Consider the following 22,469-nt stretch of genomic DNA (forward strand, 5'->3'; position numbering starts at 1 on the left):
CCCTCGACTGCGTTTATGGGCAGATCGCCTAGTAACTTTGTGTATCGAGAACAGCGTGTGTCGGAGCAAGGCCACCCGGGCCGAAGTAGCCCGCCGCCGTACTGGAAGGAATGATCCGTGAGTACAGGACCGCAGGACGGCGGCTCCAGCAACCGCGACGACGACCGTCGGGCCGACCGTGGCCGCGATGGAGGTAACGACGGGCGCCGCGGTGACCGGGGCGGCTACCAGGGCGGCGGTGACCGCAGCGGTTCCCGTGGCGGCTTCCGGAGCGATGACCGGGGCGGCTCGCGCGGCGGCTACCAGGGTGGCGGTGACCGTGGCGGTTCCCGTGGTGGTGACCGTGACCGTGGCGGCTACCAGGGCGGCGGCGACCGTGGCGGCTTCCGTGGTGGTGACCGTGACCGTGGTGGTTACCAGGGTGGGCGTCCGAGTGGCGACCGTCCGGGCTACCAGGGTGGCGGCGACCGTGGTGGCTTCCGCCGGGACGACCGTGGCGGCGCCGGTGGCGACCGTGGCGGCTACCAGGGCGGTGGCGACCGTGGCGGCTTCCGTGGTGGCGATCGTGACCGTGGTGGTTACCAGGGTGGGCGTCCGAGTGGCGACCGGCCCGGCTACCAGGGTGGCGGTGACCGTGGCGGCTTCCGTGGCGGCGCCGGTGGCGACCGTGGCGGCTACCAGGGCGGTGGCGACCGCGGTGGGTTCCGTGGTGGGGACCGTGACCGTGGTGGTTACCAGGGTGGGCGTCCGAGCGGCGACCGGCCCGGCTACCAGGGTGGCGGCGACCGTGGCGGCTTCCGTGGCGGCGCCGGTGGCGACCGTGGCGGCTACCAGGGTGGCGGTGACCGCGGTGGGTTCCGTGGTGGGGACCGTGACCGTGGTGGTTACCAGGGTGGGCGTCCGAGCGGCGACCGGCCCGGCTACCAGGGCGGTGGCGACCGTGGCGGCTTCCGTGGTGGGGACCGTGACCGTGGTGGTTACCAGGGTGGGCGTCCGAGTGGCGACCGTCCGGGCTACCAGGGTGGCGGCGACCGCGGTGGGTTCCGTGGTGGCGACCGTGACCGTGGTGGTTACCAGGGCGGGCGTCCGAGCGGCGACCGTCCGGGCTACCAGGGTGGCGGCGACCGCGGTGGGTTCCGTGGTGGCGACCGCGATCGGGGCGGCTACCAGGGCGGGCGTCCGAGCGGCGACCGGCCCGGCTACCAGGGTGGCGGCGACCGTGGCGGGGCCCGGGAGAGCTTCCAGGGCGGTTCGGGCGGATTCCGGGGCGACCGTGACCGCGGTGGCGACCGTGGCGGGTTCCGCGGTGGCGACCGTGACCGGGGTGGCTACCAGGGCGGGCGTCCGAGTGGCGACCGGCCCGGCTACCAGGGTGGCGGCGACCGCGGTGGGTTCCGTGGTGGCGACCGGGACCGTGGCGGCTACCAGGGCGGCGGCGACCGGGGTGGCTTCCGCCGGGACGACCGGGACCGCGATGGCTACCAGGCCGACGGTGGCCGGGGCACGGACGGCGAGACCGGTGGACAGCCGGCGTTCGTGGCGCCGGAGATCCCCGAGGAAATCACCGCCAGCGACCTCGACCAGGAGGTCCGTGCGGAGCTGCTGAGCCTGGCCCGGGACATCGCCGAGAAGGTCGCGCGGCACCTGGTGGCGGCCGGCCAGATCATCGACGAGGACTCCGAGGTGGCGCTGCTGCACGCGATCGCGGCGCGGCGGCTGGCCTCGCGGATCGCCGTGGTGCGGGAGGCGGTCGGGCTCGCGGCGTACGCGGCGGGTGACTGGACGACCGCGATCGCCGAGCTGCGGACCTACCACCGGATGACCGGGCGGCAGACGCATCTGGCCGAGCTGGCCGACTGTGAGCGGGCGCTGGGCCGTCCCGAGCGGGCCATCGACCTGTTCCGCGGCGCGGACACGGCGAACCTGGAGAAGGCGGGCGCCATCGAGCTGCTCATCGTCGCGGCGGGTGCCCGGGGCGACCTGGGTCAGCACGACGCGGCCGTGGCGATGCTCCAGGTCAAGGAGCTGACCGGGGACGAGGACGCCGAGTGGGCGGCGCGTCTGCGGTACGCCTACGCCGACGCCCTGCTGGCGGCGGGTCGCCGGGACGAGGCGCGGGAGTGGTTCGCCCGGGCCGCGACCCTCGACGAGGAGCAGGTCACCGACGCGGCCGAGCGGCTGCTCGAGCTCGACGGCGTCACGATCGAGGGCGACGACGAGTTCGAGGACGAGGACGGCGAAGACCGGGAGCGGGCTGGCGCTGACACGTCGGACTCGGACCGTGCGGACGACCAGGACGACCAGGACGACCAGGACGACCGGGACGACCGGGACGACCGGGACGACCGGGACGGTGACGAGGACGAAGACGACTTCGACGACGAGGACCAGGACGAGGACGGCGAGGACCGGGAGCGGGCCGCCTTCGACGCGCCGGGCTCGGACCCTGCGTACGACGAGGACGACCTCGACGGTGACGACGACGAGGACCTCGACGGTGACGACGACGAGGACCTCGACGAGGACGCGCCGGTGGCCGTTGCGGAGACGGACGTGAACACCGACGTGGTCCGGGACGAGAAGGCGCAGGCGGACGAGTACGTGGGACAGGCCGGCGAGGACAAGCCGCAGGCATGAGGGAACACCTCGCCGGTGGCTACGACCTGGTCATCTTCGACCTGGACGGCGTCGTCTTCCTGATCGACAAGCCGATCCCGGGGGCCGCCGACGCGGTCGAGCGGCTGCGTGCGGGCTCGACGTCGATCGCGTACGCGACGAACAACGCGTCGCGGCGGGCCGTCGAGGTGGCGGCGCTGCTGACCGGCATGGGTGTGAGCGCGGAGCCGGCCGAGGTCCTCACCTCGGCCGGCGCCTCCGCGGCGCTGCTCGCCGACCGGCTGCCGGCCGGTGCGAAGGTGCTGGTGGTCGGTGCGGAGGCGCTTCGCGCCGAGGTCCGGGACGCGGGTCTCGAGCCGGTCGCCTCGGCCGAGGAGGAGCCGGTCGCGGTCCTTCAGGGGTACGGGCCCGAGGTCGGCTGGAGGATTCTGGCCGAGGCGGCGCTGGCGGTTCGGGCCGGCGCCGTCTGGTACGCCACCAACACCGACCGGACCCTGCCCAGCCCGCGTGGGCCGCTGCCGGGTAACGGCTCGCTGGTCGCGGTGCTGCGGACGGCGCTCGACCGGGATCCGGACGTGGTGGTCGGCAAGCCGCAGCCGGGCCTTTTCACGACGGCTGCGACGGTTGCCGGGGCACGGCGGCCGCTGTCGGTCGGCGACCGGCTGGACACCGACATCCAGGGCGCGGTCGGTGCGGGCATGGACAGTCTGCTGGTGCTGACCGGTGTCAGCGGTCCGGCGGACCTGCTGGCCGCACCGGAGGACCGTCGCCCGACCTATGTGGCGGCGGATCTGTCCGGCCTGTTCCGCGAGGCCGGGGACGCGCGGGTCCCGGCGCCCGGCGACACGGCCGGCGGTTGGCGGGTCACCCGGGACGGTGACCGCGTCACCCTGGACGGCTCCGGCGATCCGGTCGACGCCCTGCGCCTGCTGTGCGGCGTGACCTGGGACGGCGTGGCCCCGTCCGCGATCGAGCCGCTCTCTCCGGAGGCGGGCGAGGTGCTGGCGGCCTGGGGAGTTCGGACTCCCGGCTGACACGAGCCCGCCGGGCTCGGTGGGCGATGTGTTGTGGGTTCGGTCGTGGGTCTCCCGGTAGGGAGGCCCACGATGTGCTTCTGGGGTGAGATGGACCACCCGGACAAGCCCGGATGCGGGCGCTGCGGCCTTGCGTGGCAGATGGTCGCTGTCGGCAGGATCGGGTTCGGGTAGGCGTACAAGAAATGTGTTTTTATGGGCGTATACGGGTCAGGCCGGCCAGTAGACGGGAAGCGTTGTGGGCGGCGTCGTCGGTATGGACGTCGGCCCGGCCCGTGCCGGACTGCGGCTCCGGGCTGTGGTGACTGCTGGGTGATGGGGGAGCGTCCGGGTCGATGTGCAGGAAGCCGTCGACCACAGCGACCACCGGGCCGCTCATCCAGTCGAACGAAGGTACGGCCAGTTGCTCGGCGGTCTCGTGGAGATCGGGGCGCGAAGACCTGGATCGGGCACGTCGCATGATCGCTCCCAGTTCGGGGGCCGGCCGGTCGCCGGCCGTTCATTTCCCTGACCTCCATCGTGGCACCGTCCGGGGCGGAAATCCGAACGCGTTCGGTCATTTGCCCCGAAGGGTCAGGCCGCCTGTGCCGTGGTCGATCAGGTGGGTGTGAGTTCGTTTACGTTGCCGCGCGGTGGTCACCTGTCGGAATCGTCGTGGCGGGCCCGGCACCGGATCGTGAGCGGGTTGCTCTGGCTCCACGTGCCGTTCTTCCTGGTGATCGGCGTGCTCGGCCCGCGGCCGGGGTGGGAGGCCGTGCTGCTGGCCGCGGCCGTGGGAGCGTGGGCCGCGGCGACGCCGCTCTGGCGGTCGCACAAGGCGCAGGCCTCGCATGTCAGCGTCGGGTTGATCGCGTGCACGTTCGTGGCGATCGAACTGACCGGCGGGGAGATGACCGCCCACATCCATCTGTACGCCGTACTGATCTTCGTGGCTCTCTACCAGCAGTGGACGCCGCTGGTGTGGGCGATCGCGGTGGTCGTCGTGCATCACGGGGTGCTCGGCCTGATGGTGCCGGAACGGGTGTTCGGCGACCACCACATGGATGTCGCCACCGCACTCACCATGGTCGTGGCGCACGCCGGGCTGCTCACCCTCGAGGTGGCCGGGATCCTCGCGTTCTGGCACTTCGCGGAGGAGGCGGAACGGGAGAACGAGGAGCTGGCCAAGGAGGCCGAGCAGGCGCGGCACGAAGTGGAACGGGCTGAGCGGGAGAGCCGGGAACGGGCGGCGGAGGAGTTGCACGAGCGGTCCGAGAACGCGGCTGGGAACGCCCGCCGGATCGCCGCGGAGGTGGCCGGCATCAGCACCGAGGCGCGGGCCGCGATCTCGGCGGTCGCCGCCGTGGACCGGGAGCTGGCGGCGCTGACCGCGGCAGTGCGTGACATCGCCGAACGGTCGGCGCAGGCCGCCGGCACGGCGTCGACCGGGAAGGATGCGGCCGAGTCGGCGGGGCAGAAGGTCCGGCAGCTGGAGCGGTCGGTGGGGGAGATCGCCGACGTGAACGCGATCATCGCCTCGCTGGCCGAGCAGACCAACCTGCTCGCGCTGAACGCCACCATCGAGGCGGCCCGCGCCGGTGAGCTGGGCAAGGGCTTCGCCGTGGTGGCCGGGGAGGTCAAGGACCTGGCCCGGGAGACGGCCACCTCGGTGGAGCGGGTCAATCAGGTGATCACCGCGATCGTGGCGGAGACCGGGGACGTGGCGCACACCTTCGCGTCCACGGCGGGGGCCGTCGACGGCATCCATGAGCTCCAGCTGAACATCGCGTCCTCGGTGGAGGAGCAGGCCGCCGTGCTGGCCGAGGTGACCATCCAGCTGTCCACCGCCACGGCGGCGGCCGGCCAGGTCCTCGCCGGTCTGGAGACCCTCACCACGACCGCAGAACGCTGAGCCGTTGAACCGCCGGCCGGTCGAGCCCGTATCCCTGGGCCCGGCCGGCGGACGTGGTTCAGAGGAGTTTGCGGAGCTTGAGCAGGTCGAACGGGTTCGCCCGGATGGACGAGATCACGCGTGTGAGCTCCAGCCTGCCGTTGACCAGGTCGATCAGGTCGTCGCTCGTGATCACCAGGGCGATCTTCGCCTTCGGGTCGTCGCCGTCGGTGATGTCGACCAGCCGCCCGCCGGTGATCCGGCCGTGGAACGCCGCGCCGAGATCGGTGAGCCGGCAGGCCAGGGTGCGGTCGAGATCCAGCTTCCCCTGGGCCTCGGCGTTGGCGGCGAGCCGGGTGGCGAGGTCGTTCAGTGCCTGCCGGCACTCCTCCACGGTGGCCATCAGCATCCTTTCCGGTGACACCAGCCTCACGACACCAGCACGGTACCCCAGTAGTTTTCCCGGAAGTGCCCGGTAGCGTGGCACCCGACGTGGCGAGAGGAGGCGGGACATGCCGGACGCATGGCGGGCATATCTGGACCTGGCACTCGGTTTGACGGAGGCGCCCCGGAAGAGGGCGCAACAGGTCGCCGGGGAGTTGCTCAACCGGGGTGGGGCCACCGCGGTGCAGGTTCAGGGCCTGGTGGAGGACCTGCTGTCGGCGGGTATCGCCAACCGGGAGGCGCTGACCAGCATCGTGCGGTACGAGGTGGACCGGGCGCTCGGGCGGGTGGGCCTGGCCACCGCCGAGGAGGTTTCCGAACTCACCTCGCGGGTGCACGACCTGGAGCGGCAGCTGCGTGAGGCGCAGGCCCGGGTCGGCGCGGCCGAGTCGGTGGGCGGGACCCGGCTGGACAGGCCGGCGCCCACGCCTGCTCCCGCTTCTGCTCCTGCTCCTGCTCCCGTGAAGAAGGCGGTCGCGAAGAAGGCGGTCAAGGCCAAGCCGAACGCGATGCCGGCGGCGGGGACGGCGCCGGCCGCGGTGCCGGGGAACGCCGCGACGCCGGGCGAGGCCGCCCCGGTCAAGGCCGCGCCCGTCAAGCGGGCGCCGCGGAAGACCGCGGCGAAGTCCGTGCCGGGTCAGACCGCCGACGAGACGGCTCCGGTGAAGAAGGCCGCTGCCAAACGGGCGCCGGCCAGGAAGGCCGCACCGGCCGAGGTGCCGCCCGCGCCGCGTAGGCGCGCGCCGGCCAGGAGTACCGCGGCGGCCGAGCCGCCGCCCGCGCCGCGTAAGCGCGCGCCGCGGAAGGCTCAGGTGCCGACCCAGTCGACCCCGGCGGCGGAGAACGCCGGCCGGACGGCGAGCCCGGAGGCGTGAGGCTGTGACATATCCCAGTTCCGCGCAGCCCGGTCCGCGCCCGGGACCGCCGCCGGGTGGCTCCTTCGCCGGTGGGACGGACGTGTCCCGGGGTGGCGGGGAGGACACCGGGCATCCGGCGGTCGACGCGGTGCTCCGGTCGCTGGCCAACGCGGCACGGCTGGCGCCGGCCGAGCAGATCGCCGAGTACGAGGCCGCCCACCAGGTGCTTCAGGAGACTCTGGCCGGCATCGACCGCTGAGGCCGGGGCACGACCGGCGGCGAGTAGGTTGTGCAGGCCGTAACGAACCACCCGTACCTCGAAAAGGGATTTTGATGGCCCGCCGTGCGCGTCTCGACGCCGAGCTCGTCCGTCGTAAGCTCGCCCGCTCCCGGGAGCAGGCCGCCACGCTCGTCGCGGCCGGCCGCGTGCTGGTGCGCGGCACCACCGCGGGCAAGGTCGCCGCGATGGTCGACCCCGCCGATCCGATCGTGGTGACCGGCGAGGACCCGAAGGACGAGTACGTGTCGCGGGGCGGCCACAAACTCGCCGGGGCGCTGGCGGCGTTCGGTGCGCAGGGGCTGACCGTGGCCGGGCGGCGCTGTCTGGACGCGGGCGCCTCGACCGGCGGGTTCACCGACGTGCTGCTGCGCGCCGGGGCCCGGCAGGTGGTGGCGGTCGACGTCGGGTACGGGCAGTTGGCCTGGCCGATCCGTACCGACGAGCGGGTGGTGGTGCAGGAGCGTACGAACGTGCGGTCGATCACCCCCGAGTCGATCGGCGGCCCGGTGGACCTGACCGTGGCGGATCTGTCGTTCATCTCGTTGCGGCTGGTGCTGCCGGCGCTGGCCGGGTGCACCGGGCCGGACGGCGATCTGGCGCTGATGGTGAAGCCGCAGTTCGAGGTGGGTAAGGAACGTGTCGGCTCGGGTGGGGTGGTGCGTGACTGGCGGCTGCGCGCCGAGGCCGTGCTGGACGTGGCGGCGGCCGCGGCCGGGCTGGGCCTCGGGGTGGCGGCCGTGACGGCCAGCCCGCTGCCGGGGCCGAGCGGCAATGTGGAGTTCTTCGTGTGGTTCCGGCGGGACGCCCCGCCCGCTGACCCAGCTCGGATCGAGGCCGTCGTCGAAGCCGGCCCGGTTGCCTTCGTGGAGGAGAAATGACGCGCTCGGCCCTGCTGGTGACGCACACCGGGCGCAGGCAGAGTACCCAGCACGCCCGGGCGGTGGCGCTGGACCTGATCGCGGCCGGGTTCGAGGTGCGGGTGATCGCCGAGGAGGTCGCCGACCTGGAGCTGCCGGAGGGTGTGCAGCCGGTCGACGGCCCGGACGCGGCCGAGGGCGTGGAGATCGTGATGGCGCTCGGCGGGGACGGCACGTTCCTGCGGGCCGCCGAGCTGGCCCGCCCGTCGAAGACGCCGCTGCTCGGCATCAACCTGGGCAAGGTCGGCTTCCTGGCGGAGGCCGAGATCGACCACATCGACCAGGCGGTCGCCGACGTGGTGGCCGGGGACTACACGGTGGACGAGCGGCTCACCCTGGACGTCCGGGCGGAGTACGACGGCCGGCTGATCGCCGAGTCGTGGGCGCTCAACGAGGTGACCGTGGAGAAGGGGCAGCGGGCGCAGATGCTCGAGCTGCTCGTGGACGTGGACGGGCGGCCGTTGTCCCGGTACGGCTGTGACGGTGTGGTGTGTGCCACCCCGACCGGGTCGACGGCGTACGCGTTCTCCGCCGGCGGGCCGGTGGTGTGGCCCGAGGTGGAGGCGCTGCTGCTGGTGCCGATCAGCGCGCACGCCCTGTTCAGTCGCCCGATCGTGACGGCGCCCACGTCGACGTTCGTGGTGACGGTGGACCCGTACACGTCGTTCGCGGTGCTGTGCTGTGACGGGCGCCGCACCTGGGACCTGCCGCCGGGATCGACGGTGACGGTGGAGCGCGGGCGGCTGCCGGTCCGTCTCGTCCGTCTCGCGCCGCGCCCGTTCACCGACACGCTGGTGGCGAAGTTCGGGCTTCCGGTGGTCGGCTGGCGGGGCAATCGACGCTGATCAGAAGCCCCCGCGGTGGGCTTTTGTCGGTGGCTCCCGATACTGTTCGCCTGTGCTGGAGGAACTGCGCATTACCGGGCTCGGCGTGATCGACGACACGACGCTGCGCCTCTCGTCGGGAATGAACGTGATCACCGGTGAGACCGGCGCCGGTAAGACCATGGTGGTGACCGGTCTCGGACTGCTGTTCGGTGGCCGGGCCGACGCCGGCCGGGTCCGGGCCGATCCGGGGCGGGCCGTGGTCGAGGGCCGGCTCAAGCTCGGCGGGACCCTCGGCGACGCCGTGCGGACCCGGATCACCGACGCCGGTGGCGAAGCCGACGACGACGGCTCGGTCCTGTTGAGCCGCACGGTGACGGCGGAGGGCCGGTCCCGGGCGCACGTCGGCGGCCGGAGCATGCCGGTGTCGACGCTGAGCGAGCTGGGCGAGCAGATCCTGGCCGTGCACGGTCAGTCCGACCAGTTGCGCCTGCTGCGCCCGTCGGAGCAGCGGTCCGCACTGGACCGGTTCGCCGGCCCGGAGCACGAGAAGCTGCTGGAGTCGTATCGGGAGGCGTTCGCCCGCTGGCGTTCGGTGGTCGACGACCTGGCCGACCGGCGGCGCAACGCCCGGCAGCGCTCGCAGGAGGCGGACCTTCTCAAGCTGGGCCTCGACGAGATCACCCGGGTCGATCCGCAGCCCGGTGAGGACGACGATCTGCGTAACGAGGTGCAGCGGCTGGAGCATGCCGAGGGGCTGCGGGTCGCGGCGACCCTGGCGGGGCAGGCGCTGGCCGGTGGGGTGGAGGTGGCCGACGACACGCCCGACGCCACCCAGCTGCTCGGGCTGGCCCGGCGCACCCTGGAGGGACAGGCGCAGGTCGACCCGTCGCTCGCCGACCTGGCGGCGCGGATCGAGGAGGCGGCCACCCTGGTCGGTGACGTGTCGTCCGAGCTGTCCGCCTATCTCGGGACGCTGGACGCCGACCCGGCCCGGCTGGAGGCGATCTACGAGCGGCGCGCCGCGCTGCGGGGGCTGACCCGGAAGTACGCGGACGACATCGACGGCGTCATCGCCTGGGCGGAGCACGCGAAGACCAAGCTGAGCGAGCTGGACACCTCCGACGAGCTGCTGGAGGAGCTGGACCGGGAGCGCCAGCGGCTGGAGGCGTCGGTGGCCGAGCTGGCCGGGCGGCTGACCGCGGCCCGGCGGGAGGCGGCCGGCCGGTTCTCCGAGGCGGTCAGCGTCGAGCTGGCCGGGCTGGCGATGCCGCACGCCCGGGTCGAGGTGGCGGTGCTCACCCGGGCGCCGTCGCGTGACGAGCCGGCCGTGACGGTCGACGGCGCGACGGTGGCCGCCGGGGCGGACGGCGCCGACGAGGTGGAGCTGCGGCTGCTGGCCCATCCGGGCGCGCCCGCGCTGCCGCTGCAGAAGGGCGCCTCCGGTGGTGAGCTGTCCCGCGTGATGCTGGCCATCGAGGTGGTGTTCGCCGGGGCGGGCGGTCCGCCCACCCTGGTGTTCGACGAGGTGGACTCGGGGGTCGGAGGCACGGCCGCGGTCGAGATCGGCAAGCGGTTGGCGCGTCTCGCGCGTACCCATCAGGTGTTGGTCGTGACGCACCTGCCGCAGGTCGCGGCATTCGCCGATCGTCATCTCGTGGTCGCGAAGGACACCGGTGGGGCGATCACCACGAGTGGCGTTCGGATCGTGGAAGAGACCGAACGGGCCAGGGAATTGTCCAGGATGCTGGCTGGTCTGCCCGATTCGGACCTGGGTATCGCCCATGCGGAGGAATTGCTCTCCGTGGCGGCTCGGGAGAAACGCGCCTGATGAGGGCCTGATAAAGGTGAGCTGGAGCATGTCGCAGGGGAAGTGCGTGCGACGGCATGTCAGGATGGCCGGGATGCGACTTCCCATTCCCACCCTCCGCCGGACCAGGGGCGCCGAGCCCGGTCCGGTCTCCGGCGTGGCCAGGCTGGACCGGCGGACCAAGCGCCTGACCGGCCGTCTGCGGCCCGGTGAGATCGCCGTGATCGATCACGTCGACCTGGACCGGGTCGCGGCCGACTCGCTCGTCGCCTCCGGGGTGATGGCGGTGCTCAACGCCAAGCCGTCGATCTCCGGCCGGTATCCGAATCTCGGCCCCGAGGTGCTGATCCAGGGCGGCGTGATCCTCGTCGACGACCTGGGTGAGGACGTGTTCACCGGTCTGCGCGAGGGCCGGGTCGTCAGCATCGAGGGCGACACCGTGCTGCTCGACGGCGAGCCGGTCGCCTCCGGTGTCCGGCAGGACGCGGAGACCGTGGCCAAGTCGATGGCCGAGGCCCGCGAGGGCCTGTCGGTGCAGCTCGAGGCGTTCGCCGCGAACACCATGGACTACCTCAAGCAGGAGCGGGACCTGCTGCTCGACGGCGTCGGCGTTCCGGACGTGCAGACCCGCATCGGCGGCCGGCACGTGCTGATCGTGGTCCGTGGCTACGACTACAAGGAGGACCTGGAGGTTCTCCGGCCGTACATCCGGGAGTACAAGCCGGTCCTGATCGGGGTCGACGGCGGCGCGGACGCGCTGGTGGAGAACGGCTACACCCCCGACATGATCATCGGGGACATGGACTCGGTCACCGACGACGTGCTGCGGTGCGGCGCCGAGGTGGTCGTCCACGCGTACCCGGACGGGCGCGCCCCCGGCCTGCAGCGGGTGCAGAATCTGGGTGTCGACGGGCTGACCTTCCCGGCCGCCGCCACCAGCGAGGACCTGGCGATGCTGCTCGCCGACGAGAAGGGGGCGTCCCTGATCGTGGCCGTCGGCACGCACGCGAACCTGGTCGAGTTCCTGGACAAGGGTCGCGGCGGCATGGCCTCCACCTTCCTCACCCGGCTCAAGGTCGGCGGCAAGCTGGTCGACGCCAAGGGCGTGAGCCGGCTCTACCGGCAGACCGTCTCCGGGTCGGCGGTGCTGCTGCTGGTGCTGTCCGCGATCGCCGCGATGGCCTCGGCCGTGGCGGTCTCCACCGTGGGGAAGGCGTATCTCACCGTCGTGTCCGAGTGGTGGGACAATTTCGTCTTCCAGCTGGGCAATCTTTTCTGAGGGCGTCGTGATCAACTTTCGGTACCACGTGGTGTCGCTCACCGCGGTGTTCCTCGCGCTGGCAATCGGCCTGGTGGTCGGCACCGCGGCGCTCAACGGCCCGGTCTCCGAGAACCTGCGGGACAACCTGGCCCAGCTCAACAAGGACAACAACGTCCGACGTGAGCAGGTCAACAAGCTCAACGACGAGGTCAACCGCAACCAGGACTTCGCCCAGCAGATCGCGCCCATGCTGTTGGGCGGCCAGCTTGCCGGCCGCAAGGTCGCGGTGGTGGCGATGCCCGGCGCGGACGAGCCGGCCGACGGCGTCGCCGAGATGCTGGGCGTGGCCGGTGCCACGATCACCGCCCAGCTCCAGATCGAGGACAAGTTCCTCGACTCGAACTTCGCCACCGAGCTGCTCCAGCTGGCCGACCAGTCGTCGCAGCCGAGCATCTCGGCGGTCGGGTTGCCGCAGAACAGCGACGGTGTCGAGACCGCCGGCGCCCTGCTCGCGCTCGCCCTCCAGCAGGGCAGCGGCCCGAGCCAGCCCACCGCCGGCGACGTGACCGCGGTGCTGGCCGCCTTCGCCCAGCCCGGCTACCTCACCGCCAAGGACGGCGCGACCGGCGGCGCCGAGACGATCGTGCTCGTCGCCGGGGCGCCGGCCACCGACAAGGAAGCCGACAAGAAGAGCAAGGCCGCGGTCACGGTGGCCTCCCAGTTTCACCGGAACCGGCCGCTCGTGGTCGCCGGGGACAGCGCCGGCGAGGGAAACCTGGTCTCCGCCATCCGCAGCGACCCGACCCTCGTGCAGGACATCTCCACCGTGGACAACGTGATCACCGTGCAGGGGCAGGTCGCCACCGCGCTGGTCACGGCCGAGCGGCTGGTGCGGAACAAGGTCGGTCAGTACGGCCTGGGCGCGGGCGCCACGTCCATCGTGCCGTCGGCCGCGCCCTAGCCGTGCCCGTCTAGACTCTGCGGCCATGGCCTACCTCCGCTCCTTCGGCATCGGCGCCTCGGTCGCGCGGGCCGCACTCGACTGGGTGCGGAACGACCCGAAAGCGGGCGGGCTGCGCCGGACCAACTTCCACGGGCGGACCGTGACGCTCGCCGGTGGCCCGGCCCTGGCGATCGGCGCCACGGTCGGCGCGGCCTCCGGCGCCCCGACCGGGCGGCTCGCCGCGGCGGCGGTCGCGGCCGGGGCGGTCAGCGGGGCGGTCGGCTTCTACGACGACATCGTCGGCAACCGGCCGGAGCAGAAGGCGGCGAAGGGCTTCGCCGGGCACCTCGGCGCGCTGCGGGAGGGGCGGGTCACCAGTGGGCTCGTCAAGATCGCGGGGGTGGGTGCGGCCGGGCTCGCCGCGTCCGCGCTGATCGGCAGCGGCCGGTCGACGCGGGCCGGGCGTGGCTTCGACGTCCTGCTCGGCGCCGGGGTGATCGCCGGGGCGGCCAATCTGCTCAACCTGCTCGACCTGCGGCCCGGGCGGGCGATCAAGGCCGGGATGATCGCCGGGGCGCCGCTCGCGGTCGGGCGCAACGCGTCGATGACCGCAGGCGCCCTCGGCGCGGGGGCGGCGCTGCTGCCCGCCGACCTGAACGAGGAGATCATGCTCGGTGACGCCGGGGCGAACACGCTGGGCGCGCTGCTCGGGGTGGCGCTGGTCGCCCGCAGCGGGACGGCCGGGCGGGTCGCCGCGCTGGCCGCGCTGGCGGGGCTGACCGCGGCCAGCGAGAAGGTCAGCTTCACCAAGGTCATCCAGGACACGCCGTGGCTGCGGGCCGTCGACGAACTCGGCCGCCGGCCACCGGCGTGACCAAGCCCGCCTCACCTGCTGTGGCTTCTTCACACCTTCGGGGTACGGGGACCAGGCTCGCCGCCGCGGCAGCGCTGATCTCGGTGCTCACGATCCTGGCGCGGCTCGCCGGGTTCGGGCGGACCGCGGTGTTCTTCTACACCGTCGGCGACGACAGCCTGGCCGACGTCTACCTCGCCACCAACCTGGTGCCGAACATCGTCTTCGAACTCGCGGCGGGCGGGGCGCTGGCCAGCCTCGTGGTGCCGCTGCTCGCCGGAGCGGTCGCCGCCGGGGATCGCCGACGGGTCGACCGGGTCGTGTCGGCGCTGCTCACGTGGGTGATCGTGCTCACCGTACCCCTGGCGGTCCTGGTTTTTCTGATCTCCGGGCCGATCACCGGGCTCTTCGACATCGCGCCGGAGCATCACGAGACCGCCGCCCGGTTGCTGCGGGTCTTCGCGCCGCAGCTGCCGCTCTACGGCATCGGGATCGTGCTGACCGGGGTGTTGCAGGCGCATCACCGGTTCGCCTGGCCGGTGATCGCGCCGCTGCTGTCCAGCGTGGTGGTGATGACCGCCTATCTCACCTATGCCGGGATCGACGGCGCCGGCTCCGACTTCGCCGGGCTGAGCCGGGCCGGGGAGCTCACCCTGTCGGTGGGCACCACCCTAGGGGTGGTGGCGCTCAGTCTCTGCCTGCTGATCCCGGTGTCGCGGCTGCGGCCGCGGGTGCGGCCGTCGTTGCGGTTCCCGGGTGGCGAGGGCCGTCAGGCGGTCCGGCTCGGCTGGGCCGGCGCGGTCACGGTCGGGGCGCAGCAGGTGGTGGCCGCGCTGATCGTGGTGTTCGCGGCCCGGCAGATGGCGCCCTACAGCGGTGCGCAGACGCTGTTCCTGCTGCCGTGGGCGGTGCTCGCGGTGCCGCTCGCCACCGCGGTCTATCCGCGGCTGTCGGCGGCGGCGTCCGAGGGCGACGAGACGGGGTACGCGGCCTCGCTCTCCGCGACCGCGCGTTCGGTGGTGCTGCTCGCCGGGCTGGGCACGGCCGCGCTGGCCGGGCTGGCGATCCCGATGACGCGGCTCATGGAGGTGCCGGACGCGGTGCCCGGTGTGGTCGGCTTCGCGCCCGGGCTGCTGGGTTACGCCCTGTTCGCGTTGCTCTCCCGGGCCCTGTACGCCCGTGGCGCGACCGCGGCGGCCGCGGTCGCCTCGGCGGTGGGCTGGCTCACCGCCGGCGCCGCCGTGATCGTCGCCACAGCGGTCGCCGACGGCCCGCGGGAGGTGTACGGTCTCGGCCTGGCCAACGCCGTCGGCATGTCGGTCACCGGGTTGTTGCTGGTCCTGGCGGTGCGGAGGCACGCCGGGCGGGCCGCGCTCGCCGGCCTGGGCCGGGCCGTTGTGGCCGCGGTCGTCGCGGCCGCCGTGGCCGGGCTCGCCGGGTGGGGTGTGGTGCGGGCGCTGGAGGCGACGGTGTGGCCCACCCCAGGCGTGTTCGGCAGCATTGTTGCGGGCATGCTGGGCGGGGTGGCGGTCGCGGGCGTCTTCGCCGCGCTGGCCTTCGTGCTGGACCGGCGGGACATCGGCCCGCTGGTAACCACACTTGGGCGGCGCCTGCGCCGATAGGCGACGTGTTTGCGCAGCCCATCGCCGCCGTCGGGTGTGCCGTGGGAGGACCAGCGACCGTGCCTGCGGTCGCCGGAGGAGAGGGGTAGTCGAGGTCGTGAGCAGCGACGAGGAGTGGCGCGGCTCGGTCGTGCTGGTGGTCGCGTCGAGTACCGGCGGGATCGGTCAGCACGTCGCCTCACTCGCCCGTGGGCTGGTCGCCGGAGGGTGCCGGGTGCTGGTGTGCGGGCCGGCCGCGGTGGATCAGCACTTCGGGTTCACGGCCGGCGGGATCGAGTACGCGGTCGTGGAGATCCCGGCCGACCCCGGACCGCAGGACTCCGGCGCGATCCGGCAGCTTCGGCGGGCGATCGCCGGGCGGGACGCCGAGGTGATCCACGCGCACGGGCTGCGGGCGGCCTTCGTGGCCGCGGTCGCGCGCACCGGCGTACCCCTCGTGGTGACCTGGCACAACGCCGTGCTCGCGCGTGGCCTCAAAGGCCAGGCCGGCGCCCTGCTGGAGCGGATCGTGGCGCGTAACGCCGTGCTGACGCTGGGCGCGTCGGAGGATCTGGTGGAGCGCGCCGTCGCGCTCGGCGCACGCAACGCCCGGCTCGGCCCGGTCGCGACGCCGCAGCTCGCGCCGCCGAAGCGGACCCGGACGGCGGTGCGCGCCGAGTTCCGGCTGCGGGGCGAGACGCCGTTCATCCTGTCGGTCGGCCGCCTGCACCCGCAGAAGCACTACGACCTGCTGGTCGACGCCGCCGCCCGATGGCGGGAGCTGGAGCATCCGCCGGTGGTGGCGATCGCCGGGTCCGGGCCCAGCTACATGCCGCTGGCGCAGCGGGCGTCCCGGCTGCACGCCCCGGTCCACCTGCTCGGGCACCGCACCGACGTGCCCGACCTGCTGGCCGGCGCGGACCTCGCGGTGATCACCAGTGACTGGGAGGCGCGGCAGCTGTTCGCGCAGGAGGTGCTGCACGCCGGGGTGCCGCTGGTCACCACCGCGGTCGGCGGGCTGCCCGGCCTGGTCGGCGACGCGGCGGTGCAGATCCCGCCGGGCGACCTGGACGCGCTCGACGAGGCGGTCCGGCGGTTGCTGGCCGACCCCGGGCTGCGCGCCGACTACGCGGCCCGTGGCCCGCGGCGGGCGGCCACCTGGCCGGGCGAGGCGGACGTGGTCGCCGACGTGCGCTCGGGCTACGCGGACGTCGCGGCGGTCCGGCGGTGATCGGACCACGCAGGCTCGACCGTTTGCGGCGGGTTCGCCCACCGGGCACCCCGCGCGGGCCGATGGCCGCCGCCTGGGTGCCGTTCGTGCTGATCGCCGTGGTGGTCGCGGCGACCGTCGCCGGGCTGTCGGTCCGGCCGGCCGAACCGCAGCGGCACGGCGACGCCGACTACGTGATCGTGGCGGGCGCCGCCGGGCTGCGCTGGGAGGACCTGGACCCGCAGCGCACCCCGGCCCTGTGGCAGGAGGCGACCGAAGGTTCGGTGGGCTGGCTGTCGGTCCGCTCCGCGCACGAGGTGACCTGCCCGTCGGACGGCTGGCTGACCCTGGGCGCGGGCAACTACGCGGCCTGGAACACGCGGGCGGTGCCCGGCCGGTGCCCGCCGGCCGAACCCCGGCTCACCCGGCCCGACGGGATCGGCGCCAACCTCACCGACCAGCCGAACGTGGTCCGCACCAACCAGAACAAGCTGCCGTACGGGACCACACCGGGCGCCCTGGCCGAGTCGGTGCGCTGCTCGGTGGCGGTCGGGCCGGGCGCCGCCATCGCCGCGGCCCGCCCGTTCGGCCGCGTCGACCGGTACGTGCCCGAGCTGCCCGAGGACCCGGCGAAACTGCTCGGCGACTGTGTGCTGAACTTCGTCGACCTCGGCACGATCACCGGGGAGGGCGCCGAGCGGGAGGCCGCCGTGGCGGCCGCCGACCGGACCCTGGCCCGGGTCCTGGCGGCCCGCCCGCCGCGCTCGCTGATGCTGATCGCCGGCCTGGCCGACACCGGGACCACCTCGCGCCTGCACGTGGCGATCGCCGAGGGCCCCGGCTGGGAGGGCGGCTGGCTCACCTCGGCCGGCACCGGCCGCGAGGGCTACCTGCAACTGGTCGACCTGGCCCCGACCGTGCTGTCGGCGCTGGGCCGGCCGGCCCCGGAGAAGCTGTTCGCCGGGTACGCGGCGACCGTCCTGCCGGGCCGCCCCGGCGACCCGGGCGAGGCGATGCAGGGCGACCGGGACGCCGACCGGCGGGCCATCGCCCAGCGCGGCGTCGCTGAGATCTTCTTCACCGTGCTGGCGATCGTGCAGCTGCTGCTGTTCGCCGCGGTGATCCCGGTGCTGATCCGGGCCCGGCGGCACGCCGGGCCGCTCGGGCCGCCGCTGCCGCCGCGCCGCCTCGTCGTCCTGGCCGAGCTGGCGCTGATCGCGGCCGGGCTGGCCATCCCGGCGGCGCTGCTGGCCGACGTGGTGCCGTGGTGGGGCAGCGAACACCCGGCGTGGATGTTCGGGGCGGCGACGGCCGTGCTGATGGCCGGCGGGACGCTGCTGATCCGGCTGGCGCCCCGGTACGAGCGGACCCTCTGGCCGATGGCCGCGGTGGCCACGGTCAGCGTGCTGGTGGTGGCGGTGGACCTGATCACCGGGGCCCGGTTGCAGCTCAACGGGGTGGCCGGATACTCGGCGCTCCACGGGATCCGGTACGCCGGGCTGGGCAGTGTCGGCCTGGGCGTGTTCGTGGCCGGCCTGCTGCTGCTGGCCGGGTCGCTGGCGCAGTGGGTGAGCCGGCGGTGGCGGCCGCTGGTCGTGGTCACCTTCGGCGGGCTGGGCGTGGTCATGGTGGGCAGCCCGTACCTGGGCGCCGACCCGGTCGGTGCGATCGCGGTGACGGCCGGGGTGTGCGTGGCCGCAGCGATCAGCACCGGCGGCTGGCTGACCTTCCCCCGGTTCGCCTGGGCGGCGATGACCGGGGTCGCGGTGACCATCACGTTCGCGGTGCTGGACCTGAGCCGGGCGCCGCTGGAACAGGGCACGCTCGGCAGGTTCCTGACCGCGCTCGGCGACGGCACGGCCGGCCCGGCCATGCAGCGGGCCGCCGCGGCCAACGGGCTGGCGCTGCTGGACAGCCCGTTGAGCCTGCTGGCCCTGCTCGGGGCGGCGATGCTGGTGTTCTGCCAGTTCTCGCCGTGGGGCGGGCTGAACCGGGTCTACGGCCTGCATCCGGCGGTCCGGGCCGGGGTGGCCGGAACCGTGGTGGCCACCCTGATCGCCGGGGTGCTGGGCGGCACGGCGCTGGGTGCGGCCGGTGCGGCGGCCGCCGCCGCGGTGCCGGTGGCGGTTCTCACGGCGTTGCGGGTGCTGCTGCACGCCGCCGACCGGACCCCGCCGCCGGGTGAGACCGACGGTCCGGGCGGGCCGTTGCTCCGCAAAACGGACGATGATTCGGTTCGGGTGCCGTAACGGCGGCCGATTCACGACGGGGAGGCGCATCATAGCCGCCTCCCCGGTGGGCGCGGCGAGCGGCGGGTCGTGAACAAGCCTCATCGACACGCACGCCGACCAGCCCGAACATGGCGGCCCCGGCAAACAGTGTTACGGTGAACTCCCGTGGATGGGGCCAGGCCCCGGCCGCAAGAACCGGAACATCGGCGACCACGGGAGCGGGCGTTGGCCTCTACAGTGCGCGACACGCGGCACATCTTCGTCACCGGGGGCGTCGCCTCCTCGCTGGGCAAGGGCCTCACCGCCTCCAGCCTCGGTAATCTGCTCACCGCCCGCGGTCTCCGCGTCGTGATGCAGAAACTGGATCCGTACCTCAACGTCGACCCTGGGACGATGAACCCGTTCCAGCACGGTGAGGTGTTCGTCACCGAGGACGGCGCGGAGACCGACCTCGACGTCGGCCACTACGAGCGCTTCCTCGACCGGGACCTCTCCGGCAAGGCGAACGTGACCACCGGCCAGGTGTACTCGGCGGTCATCGCCCGGGAGCGGCGCGGTGAGTACCTGGGCGACACCGTGCAGGTCATCCCGCACATCACGAACGAGATCAAGAGCCGGATCTTCGCGATGGCCGACCCGGACGAGGACGGCAACGTTCCGGACGTGGTGATCACCGAGGTCGGCGGCACGGTCGGCGACATGGAGTCGCTGCCGTTCCTGGAGGCGATCCGCCAGGTCCGGCACGAGGTCGGCCGGGACCACGTCTTCTACCTGCACGTGTCGCTGGTGCCGTACCTGGCCCCGTCCGGCGAGCTGAAGACGAAGCCGACGCAGCACTCGGTGGCCGCGCTGCGCAACATCGGTATCCAGCCGGACGCGCTGATCTGCCGCAGCGACCGGGAGATCCCGGAGAAGATGAAGCACAAGCTGGCGCTCTACTGCGACGTGGACGCCGAAGCGGTCATCGCCTGCCCGGACGCGCCGAGCATCTACGACATCCCGAAGGTGCTGCACGACGAGGGGCTGGACGCGTACGTCGTACGCCGTCTGGGTCTGTCTTTCCGGGACGTCAACTGGAAGACCTGGAACGACCTGCTGGTGCGGGTCCACCACCCGAAGCGCACCATCACCGTCGCGCTGGTCGGCAAGTACGTGGACCTGCCGGACGCCTACCTGTCGGTGAGCGAGGCGATCCGGGCGGCCGGCTTCGGCAACAGCGTCAAGATCTCGATCCGCTGGGTGCCGAGCGACGACTGCCAGACGCCGGCCGGCGCGGCCGCCGCCCTGAAGGGCGTCGACGGCATCGTCATTCCGGGCGGGTTCGGCGTCCGCGGCATCGAGGGCAAGGTCAACACCTCCCGGTACGCGCGTGAGAACCGGATCCCGATCCTCGGCCTCTGCCTGGGTCTGCAGTGCATGACCATCGACGCGGCCCGCAACCTGGCCGGGCTCGCCGGCGCCAACTCGGTCGAGTTCGACGAGGAGGCGCAGTACCCGGTCATCTCGACGATGGCCGACCAGCAGGACATCGTCGCCGGCAAGGGCGACATGGGCGGCACCATGCGGCTGGGCGCCTACCCGGCGAAGCTCAAGGACGGCTCCATCGTGGCCGAGGTGTACGGCGCGACGGAGATCTCCGAGCGGCACCGGCACCGCTACGAGGTGAACAACGACTTCCGGGACAAGCTCTCGCAGTCCGGGCTGGTCTTCTCCGGCACGTCGCCGGACGGCCGCCTGGTCGAGTTCATCGAGCTGGACCGGGAGGTGCACCCGTACTTCGTGGCGACCCAGGCGCACCCGGAGCTGAAGAGCCGCCCGACCCGGCCGCACCCGCTGTTCGACGGCCTGGTCAAGGCGGCGATCGTCTACGCCTCCGCCGACGAGTTGCCCGTCGAGGCCTCCTGACATGGCCTTCATTCACGAGACGGTGTCCCGGGCCGAGCGGTACCACGGAGCGATCTTCTCGGTCTACACCGACCAGGTCACCATGTCCGACGGCGGCACCGCGGCCCGCGACGTGGTGGAGAACCGGGGCGCCGTCGTCGTGGTGGCCCTCGACGAGCGGGACCGGGTGGTGCTGATCCGTCAGTACCGGCATCCGGTCGGCCGGCACCTGTGGGAGCTGCCGGCCGGGCTGCGTGACGTGGTCGGCGAGGACGAGGCGCTCACCGCCGGCCGCGAGCTGGCCGAGGAGGCCGACCTGACGGCCGGGCGGATCGAGCCGCTGATCGACCTGCACACCTCGCCCGGTTTCGCCGACGAGTTCGTCCGGGTCTTCCTGGCCCGCGACCTGTCGCCGGTGCCCGAGGCGGACCGGCACGTGCGGACCGCCGAGGAGGCCGACCTCCAGGTGCGCCGCGTCGACCTGGACGAGTGCGTCGCCATGGTCTTCCGCGGCGAGATCACCAACGCCGCGGCGGTCTGCGGTCTGCTGGCCGCCGCCCGGGCCCGCGACTCCGGCTGGGCCCTGCTCGGATCCTGAGTCCTACCGTGGCGCTCATCGGGGCAGTTCCGCCTCGATGAGCGCCGCGGCGTGCCCGGCGCCACTGGCGGCGTGCAGCTCCTGGCTGATCCGGGTGCTCGTCTCGCGTACCCCGGGATCGTCGATCAGGGTGAGGAACGCGGAGCGCAACTGATCCGCGGTGATCTCGGCGGTGTCGATGCGCCGGGCGACGCCCAGCTCGACCAGGCGGTCGGCGTTGCCGAACTGGTCGGCGGCCTGCGGTGCGACAAGCATGGGTGTGCCGCAGGAGAGGCCCTCGACGCTGCCGCCCATGCCGCCGTGGGTGAGGAACGCGTCCGCCTGGCGCAGGATCTCCAGCTGGGGCACCCACGGGTGGACCTCGATGTTGGCGGGTACGTCGCCGAGCTCGGACGGGTCGACCTTCGCGCCGATCTGGAGTACGACGTGCCAGCCGGGCAGGTCGCCGAAGGCCCGGATCGAGCGGCGGTAGAACTCCGGGTGTTCGGTGAAGGCCGAACCCAGGGAGATGAGCAGCACCTTCCCGGCGTCCGGGGGACGGGTCCAGGCGCCCTGGCCGGCGCGGTCGCCGAGGATCGGTCCGGCGAACGAGTAGACCTTGTCGTCGACGCGGTCGGCGTTCGGTTGCATGTGCCGGGGGATGAGCACCAGCGCGCGGTCGGGGCGGCCCTGGAAGGCGGCGCTGTCGGTGATGGAGGAGCCGTTGTCGCACAGCCACTGTTCGAAGCGGCGGTAGTAGTCGGCGCCGCGCGGGTCGGCGCGCATCTGGTCGACGTAGGGCGCCATCTCCTGTTCGTAGCCGTCCCAGGCCACGTAGGTGGGGGAGATCTGCATCGCCGGGATGCCCCACTGTTCGGCGAGCAGCCGGACCGGTGCGGCCGCGATGTCGTAGAGGAACAGGTCGGGGCGGTCGTTCTCGTACGCCTCGCGCAGCTGCGGGAGCATCGCGATCGCGTCGTCGAGGAAGAGCGTGAGCTGGTCGATCATGTCGCCGTCGGCGCCGTTGTCCGCGGCCGGCAGCGTCGATGTGTACGGCTTGAACTCGGCCCCGGTGGCGGTCACGGCGTCGGCCCAGCTCGCGTCGTTGGCGTAGGTGACCCGGTGGCCGCGGGCGACGAGCTCCCGGATCACCTCGACGCTCGGGTTGACGTGTCCGGGCGCGGGGATGCTGACCATGGCGATGTGCGGCATGACGTCCTCCATGTTGACTAGACGAGACGTAGCGTCTCGTCTCCT

19 protein-coding genes are annotated in these 22,469 nt (G+C 73.1%); 16 read left to right on the plus strand and 3 right to left on the minus strand.

Annotated features, from left to right (window positions below; translation table 11 throughout):
• Positions 1 to 1,536: 1,536 nt before the first annotated feature.
• Both KZ829_RS43170 and KZ829_RS21155 read left to right on the plus strand, forming a co-directional pair.
• Positions 1,537 to 2,637, plus strand: a complete 1,101-nt coding sequence (locus KZ829_RS43170; protein WP_372453889.1) for a Replicase polyprotein 1ab — start codon at positions 1,537 to 1,539, stop codon at positions 2,635 to 2,637.
• Positions 2,634 to 3,650, plus strand: coding sequence for an HAD-IIA family hydrolase (locus KZ829_RS21155; protein ID WP_220145669.1), 1,017 nt, complete (start codon positions 2,634 to 2,636; stop codon positions 3,648 to 3,650). Before KZ829_RS43170 ends, KZ829_RS21155 begins: the two co-directional genes overlap by 4 nt.
• Positions 3,651 to 3,843: 193 nt before the next feature.
• Here KZ829_RS21155 and KZ829_RS21160 read toward each other — a convergent pair whose 3' ends face one another.
• Entirely contained in the window at positions 3,844 to 4,110 is a 267-nt protein-coding gene (locus KZ829_RS21160) for a hypothetical protein (RefSeq protein ID WP_220145670.1), read from the minus strand.
• A 216-nt stretch (positions 4,111 to 4,326) separates the two neighbouring features.
• Between KZ829_RS21160 and KZ829_RS21165 the strand changes: the two genes are divergently transcribed.
• Complete coding sequence (locus KZ829_RS21165; RefSeq protein WP_308285599.1) at positions 4,327 to 5,541, plus strand: methyl-accepting chemotaxis protein; 1,215 nt, start codon at positions 4,327 to 4,329, stop codon at positions 5,539 to 5,541.
• Positions 5,542 to 5,599: 58 nt separating this feature from the next.
• Here the strand turns inward: KZ829_RS21165 and KZ829_RS21170 are convergent, their stop codons facing one another.
• Positions 5,600 to 5,923 (minus strand): sterol-binding protein, encoded by a 324-nt coding sequence (locus KZ829_RS21170; RefSeq protein ID WP_220145671.1) that lies wholly within the window; start codon positions 5,921 to 5,923, stop codon positions 5,600 to 5,602.
• A gap of 109 nt (positions 5,924 to 6,032) precedes the next feature.
• Here KZ829_RS21170 and KZ829_RS21175 point away from each other — a divergent pair, with 109 nt between their 5' ends.
• From KZ829_RS21175 to KZ829_RS21235, 13 genes are all read left to right on the plus strand, one after another.
• Entirely contained in the window at positions 6,033 to 6,839 is an 807-nt protein-coding gene (locus KZ829_RS21175; protein ID WP_246636037.1) for a phasin family protein, read from the plus strand.
• Positions 6,840 to 6,843: 4 nt separating this feature from the next.
• A complete protein-coding gene (locus KZ829_RS21180; protein WP_220145935.1) occupies positions 6,844 to 7,080 on the plus strand; it encodes a hypothetical protein in 237 nt (78 codons plus the stop codon).
• 74 nt (positions 7,081 to 7,154) lie between these two features.
• Positions 7,155 to 7,979, plus strand: coding sequence for a TlyA family RNA methyltransferase (locus tag KZ829_RS21185; RefSeq protein WP_220145672.1), 825 nt, complete (start codon positions 7,155 to 7,157; stop codon positions 7,977 to 7,979).
• Complete coding sequence (locus tag KZ829_RS21190) at positions 7,976 to 8,863, plus strand: NAD kinase (protein WP_183221624.1); 888 nt, start codon at positions 7,976 to 7,978, stop codon at positions 8,861 to 8,863. Before KZ829_RS21185 ends, KZ829_RS21190 begins: the two co-directional genes overlap by 4 nt.
• A 52-nt stretch (positions 8,864 to 8,915) precedes the next feature.
• Positions 8,916 to 10,673 (plus strand): DNA repair protein RecN, encoded by a 1,758-nt coding sequence (gene recN / locus KZ829_RS21195; RefSeq protein ID WP_220145673.1) that lies wholly within the window; start codon positions 8,916 to 8,918, stop codon positions 10,671 to 10,673.
• A gap of 64 nt (positions 10,674 to 10,737) precedes the next feature.
• The gene (gene steA / locus KZ829_RS21200) at positions 10,738 to 11,931 is read left to right on the plus strand and encodes a putative cytokinetic ring protein SteA (RefSeq protein ID WP_220145916.1); all 1,194 of its coding nucleotides are present in this window, start codon (positions 10,738 to 10,740) and stop codon (positions 11,929 to 11,931) included.
• Between the two features lie 7 nt (positions 11,932 to 11,938).
• On the plus strand, positions 11,939 to 12,874 hold the full coding sequence (locus tag KZ829_RS21205; protein ID WP_220145674.1) for a copper transporter: 936 nt from the start codon (positions 11,939 to 11,941) through the stop codon (positions 12,872 to 12,874).
• A gap of 25 nt (positions 12,875 to 12,899) precedes the next feature.
• Positions 12,900 to 13,730: a hypothetical protein gene (locus tag KZ829_RS21210; RefSeq protein ID WP_220145675.1), complete on the plus strand. Its 831-nt coding sequence runs from the start codon at positions 12,900 to 12,902 to the stop codon at positions 13,728 to 13,730.
• 83 nt (positions 13,731 to 13,813) lie between these two features.
• Positions 13,814 to 15,331 carry a murein biosynthesis integral membrane protein MurJ gene (murJ, locus tag KZ829_RS21215; RefSeq protein ID WP_308285600.1) on the plus strand — a complete coding sequence of 506 codons (1,518 nt, stop codon included), beginning with the start codon at positions 13,814 to 13,816 and terminating at the stop codon, positions 15,329 to 15,331.
• A gap of 97 nt (positions 15,332 to 15,428) precedes the next feature.
• The gene (locus KZ829_RS21220) at positions 15,429 to 16,541 is read left to right on the plus strand and encodes a glycosyltransferase family 4 protein (RefSeq protein ID WP_220145677.1); all 1,113 of its coding nucleotides are present in this window, start codon (positions 15,429 to 15,431) and stop codon (positions 16,539 to 16,541) included.
• A gap of 23 nt (positions 16,542 to 16,564) precedes the next feature.
• Positions 16,565 to 18,769 (plus strand): hypothetical protein, encoded by a 2,205-nt coding sequence (locus KZ829_RS21225; RefSeq protein WP_372453886.1) that lies wholly within the window; start codon positions 16,565 to 16,567, stop codon positions 18,767 to 18,769.
• Between the two features lie 207 nt (positions 18,770 to 18,976).
• Entirely contained in the window at positions 18,977 to 20,656 is a 1,680-nt protein-coding gene (gene pyrG, locus KZ829_RS21230; protein ID WP_188126690.1) for a CTP synthase, read from the plus strand.
• A gap of 1 nt (position 20,657) precedes the next feature.
• A complete protein-coding gene (locus tag KZ829_RS21235; RefSeq protein WP_220145678.1) occupies positions 20,658 to 21,233 on the plus strand; it encodes an NUDIX domain-containing protein in 576 nt (191 codons plus the stop codon).
• Positions 21,234 to 21,248: 15 nt separating this feature from the next.
• Here KZ829_RS21235 and KZ829_RS21240 read toward each other — a convergent pair whose 3' ends face one another.
• Positions 21,249 to 22,436, minus strand: a complete 1,188-nt coding sequence (locus KZ829_RS21240) for a macrolide family glycosyltransferase (protein ID WP_372453887.1) — start codon at positions 22,434 to 22,436, stop codon at positions 21,249 to 21,251.
• Positions 22,437 to 22,469: the final 33 nt, after the last annotated feature.

The sequence above is a fragment of the Actinoplanes hulinensis genome (assembly GCF_019429605.1).
In the GTDB taxonomy this organism is placed as follows: Bacteria; Actinomycetota; Actinomycetes; order Mycobacteriales; family Micromonosporaceae; genus Actinoplanes; species Actinoplanes campanulatus.

Bases quoted from the DNA above. Each gene is read 5' to 3' on its own strand.
- steA (WP_220145916.1), top strand. From the start codon at position 10,738: ATGGCCGGGATGCGACTTCCCATTCCCACCCTCCGCCGGACCAGGGGC.
- KZ829_RS21170 (WP_220145671.1), bottom strand. From the start codon at position 5,923: ATGGCCACCGTGGAGGAGTGCCGGCAGGCACTGAACGACCTCGCCACC.
- KZ829_RS21190 (WP_183221624.1), top strand. From the start codon at position 7,976: ATGACGCGCTCGGCCCTGCTGGTGACGCACACCGGGCGCAGGCAGAGT.
- KZ829_RS21175 (WP_246636037.1), top strand. From the start codon at position 6,033: ATGCCGGACGCATGGCGGGCATATCTGGACCTGGCACTCGGTTTGACG.
- KZ829_RS21160 (WP_220145670.1), bottom strand. From the start codon at position 4,110: ATGCGACGTGCCCGATCCAGGTCTTCGCGCCCCGATCTCCACGAGACC.
- KZ829_RS21235 (WP_220145678.1), top strand. From the start codon at position 20,658: ATGGCCTTCATTCACGAGACGGTGTCCCGGGCCGAGCGGTACCACGGA.
- KZ829_RS21210 (WP_220145675.1), top strand. From the start codon at position 12,900: ATGGCCTACCTCCGCTCCTTCGGCATCGGCGCCTCGGTCGCGCGGGCC.
- KZ829_RS21185 (WP_220145672.1), top strand. From the start codon at position 7,155: ATGGCCCGCCGTGCGCGTCTCGACGCCGAGCTCGTCCGTCGTAAGCTC.
- KZ829_RS21240 (WP_372453887.1), bottom strand. From the start codon at position 22,436: ATGGAGGACGTCATGCCGCACATCGCCATGGTCAGCATCCCCGCGCCC.
- KZ829_RS21155 (WP_220145669.1), top strand. From the start codon at position 2,634: ATGAGGGAACACCTCGCCGGTGGCTACGACCTGGTCATCTTCGACCTG.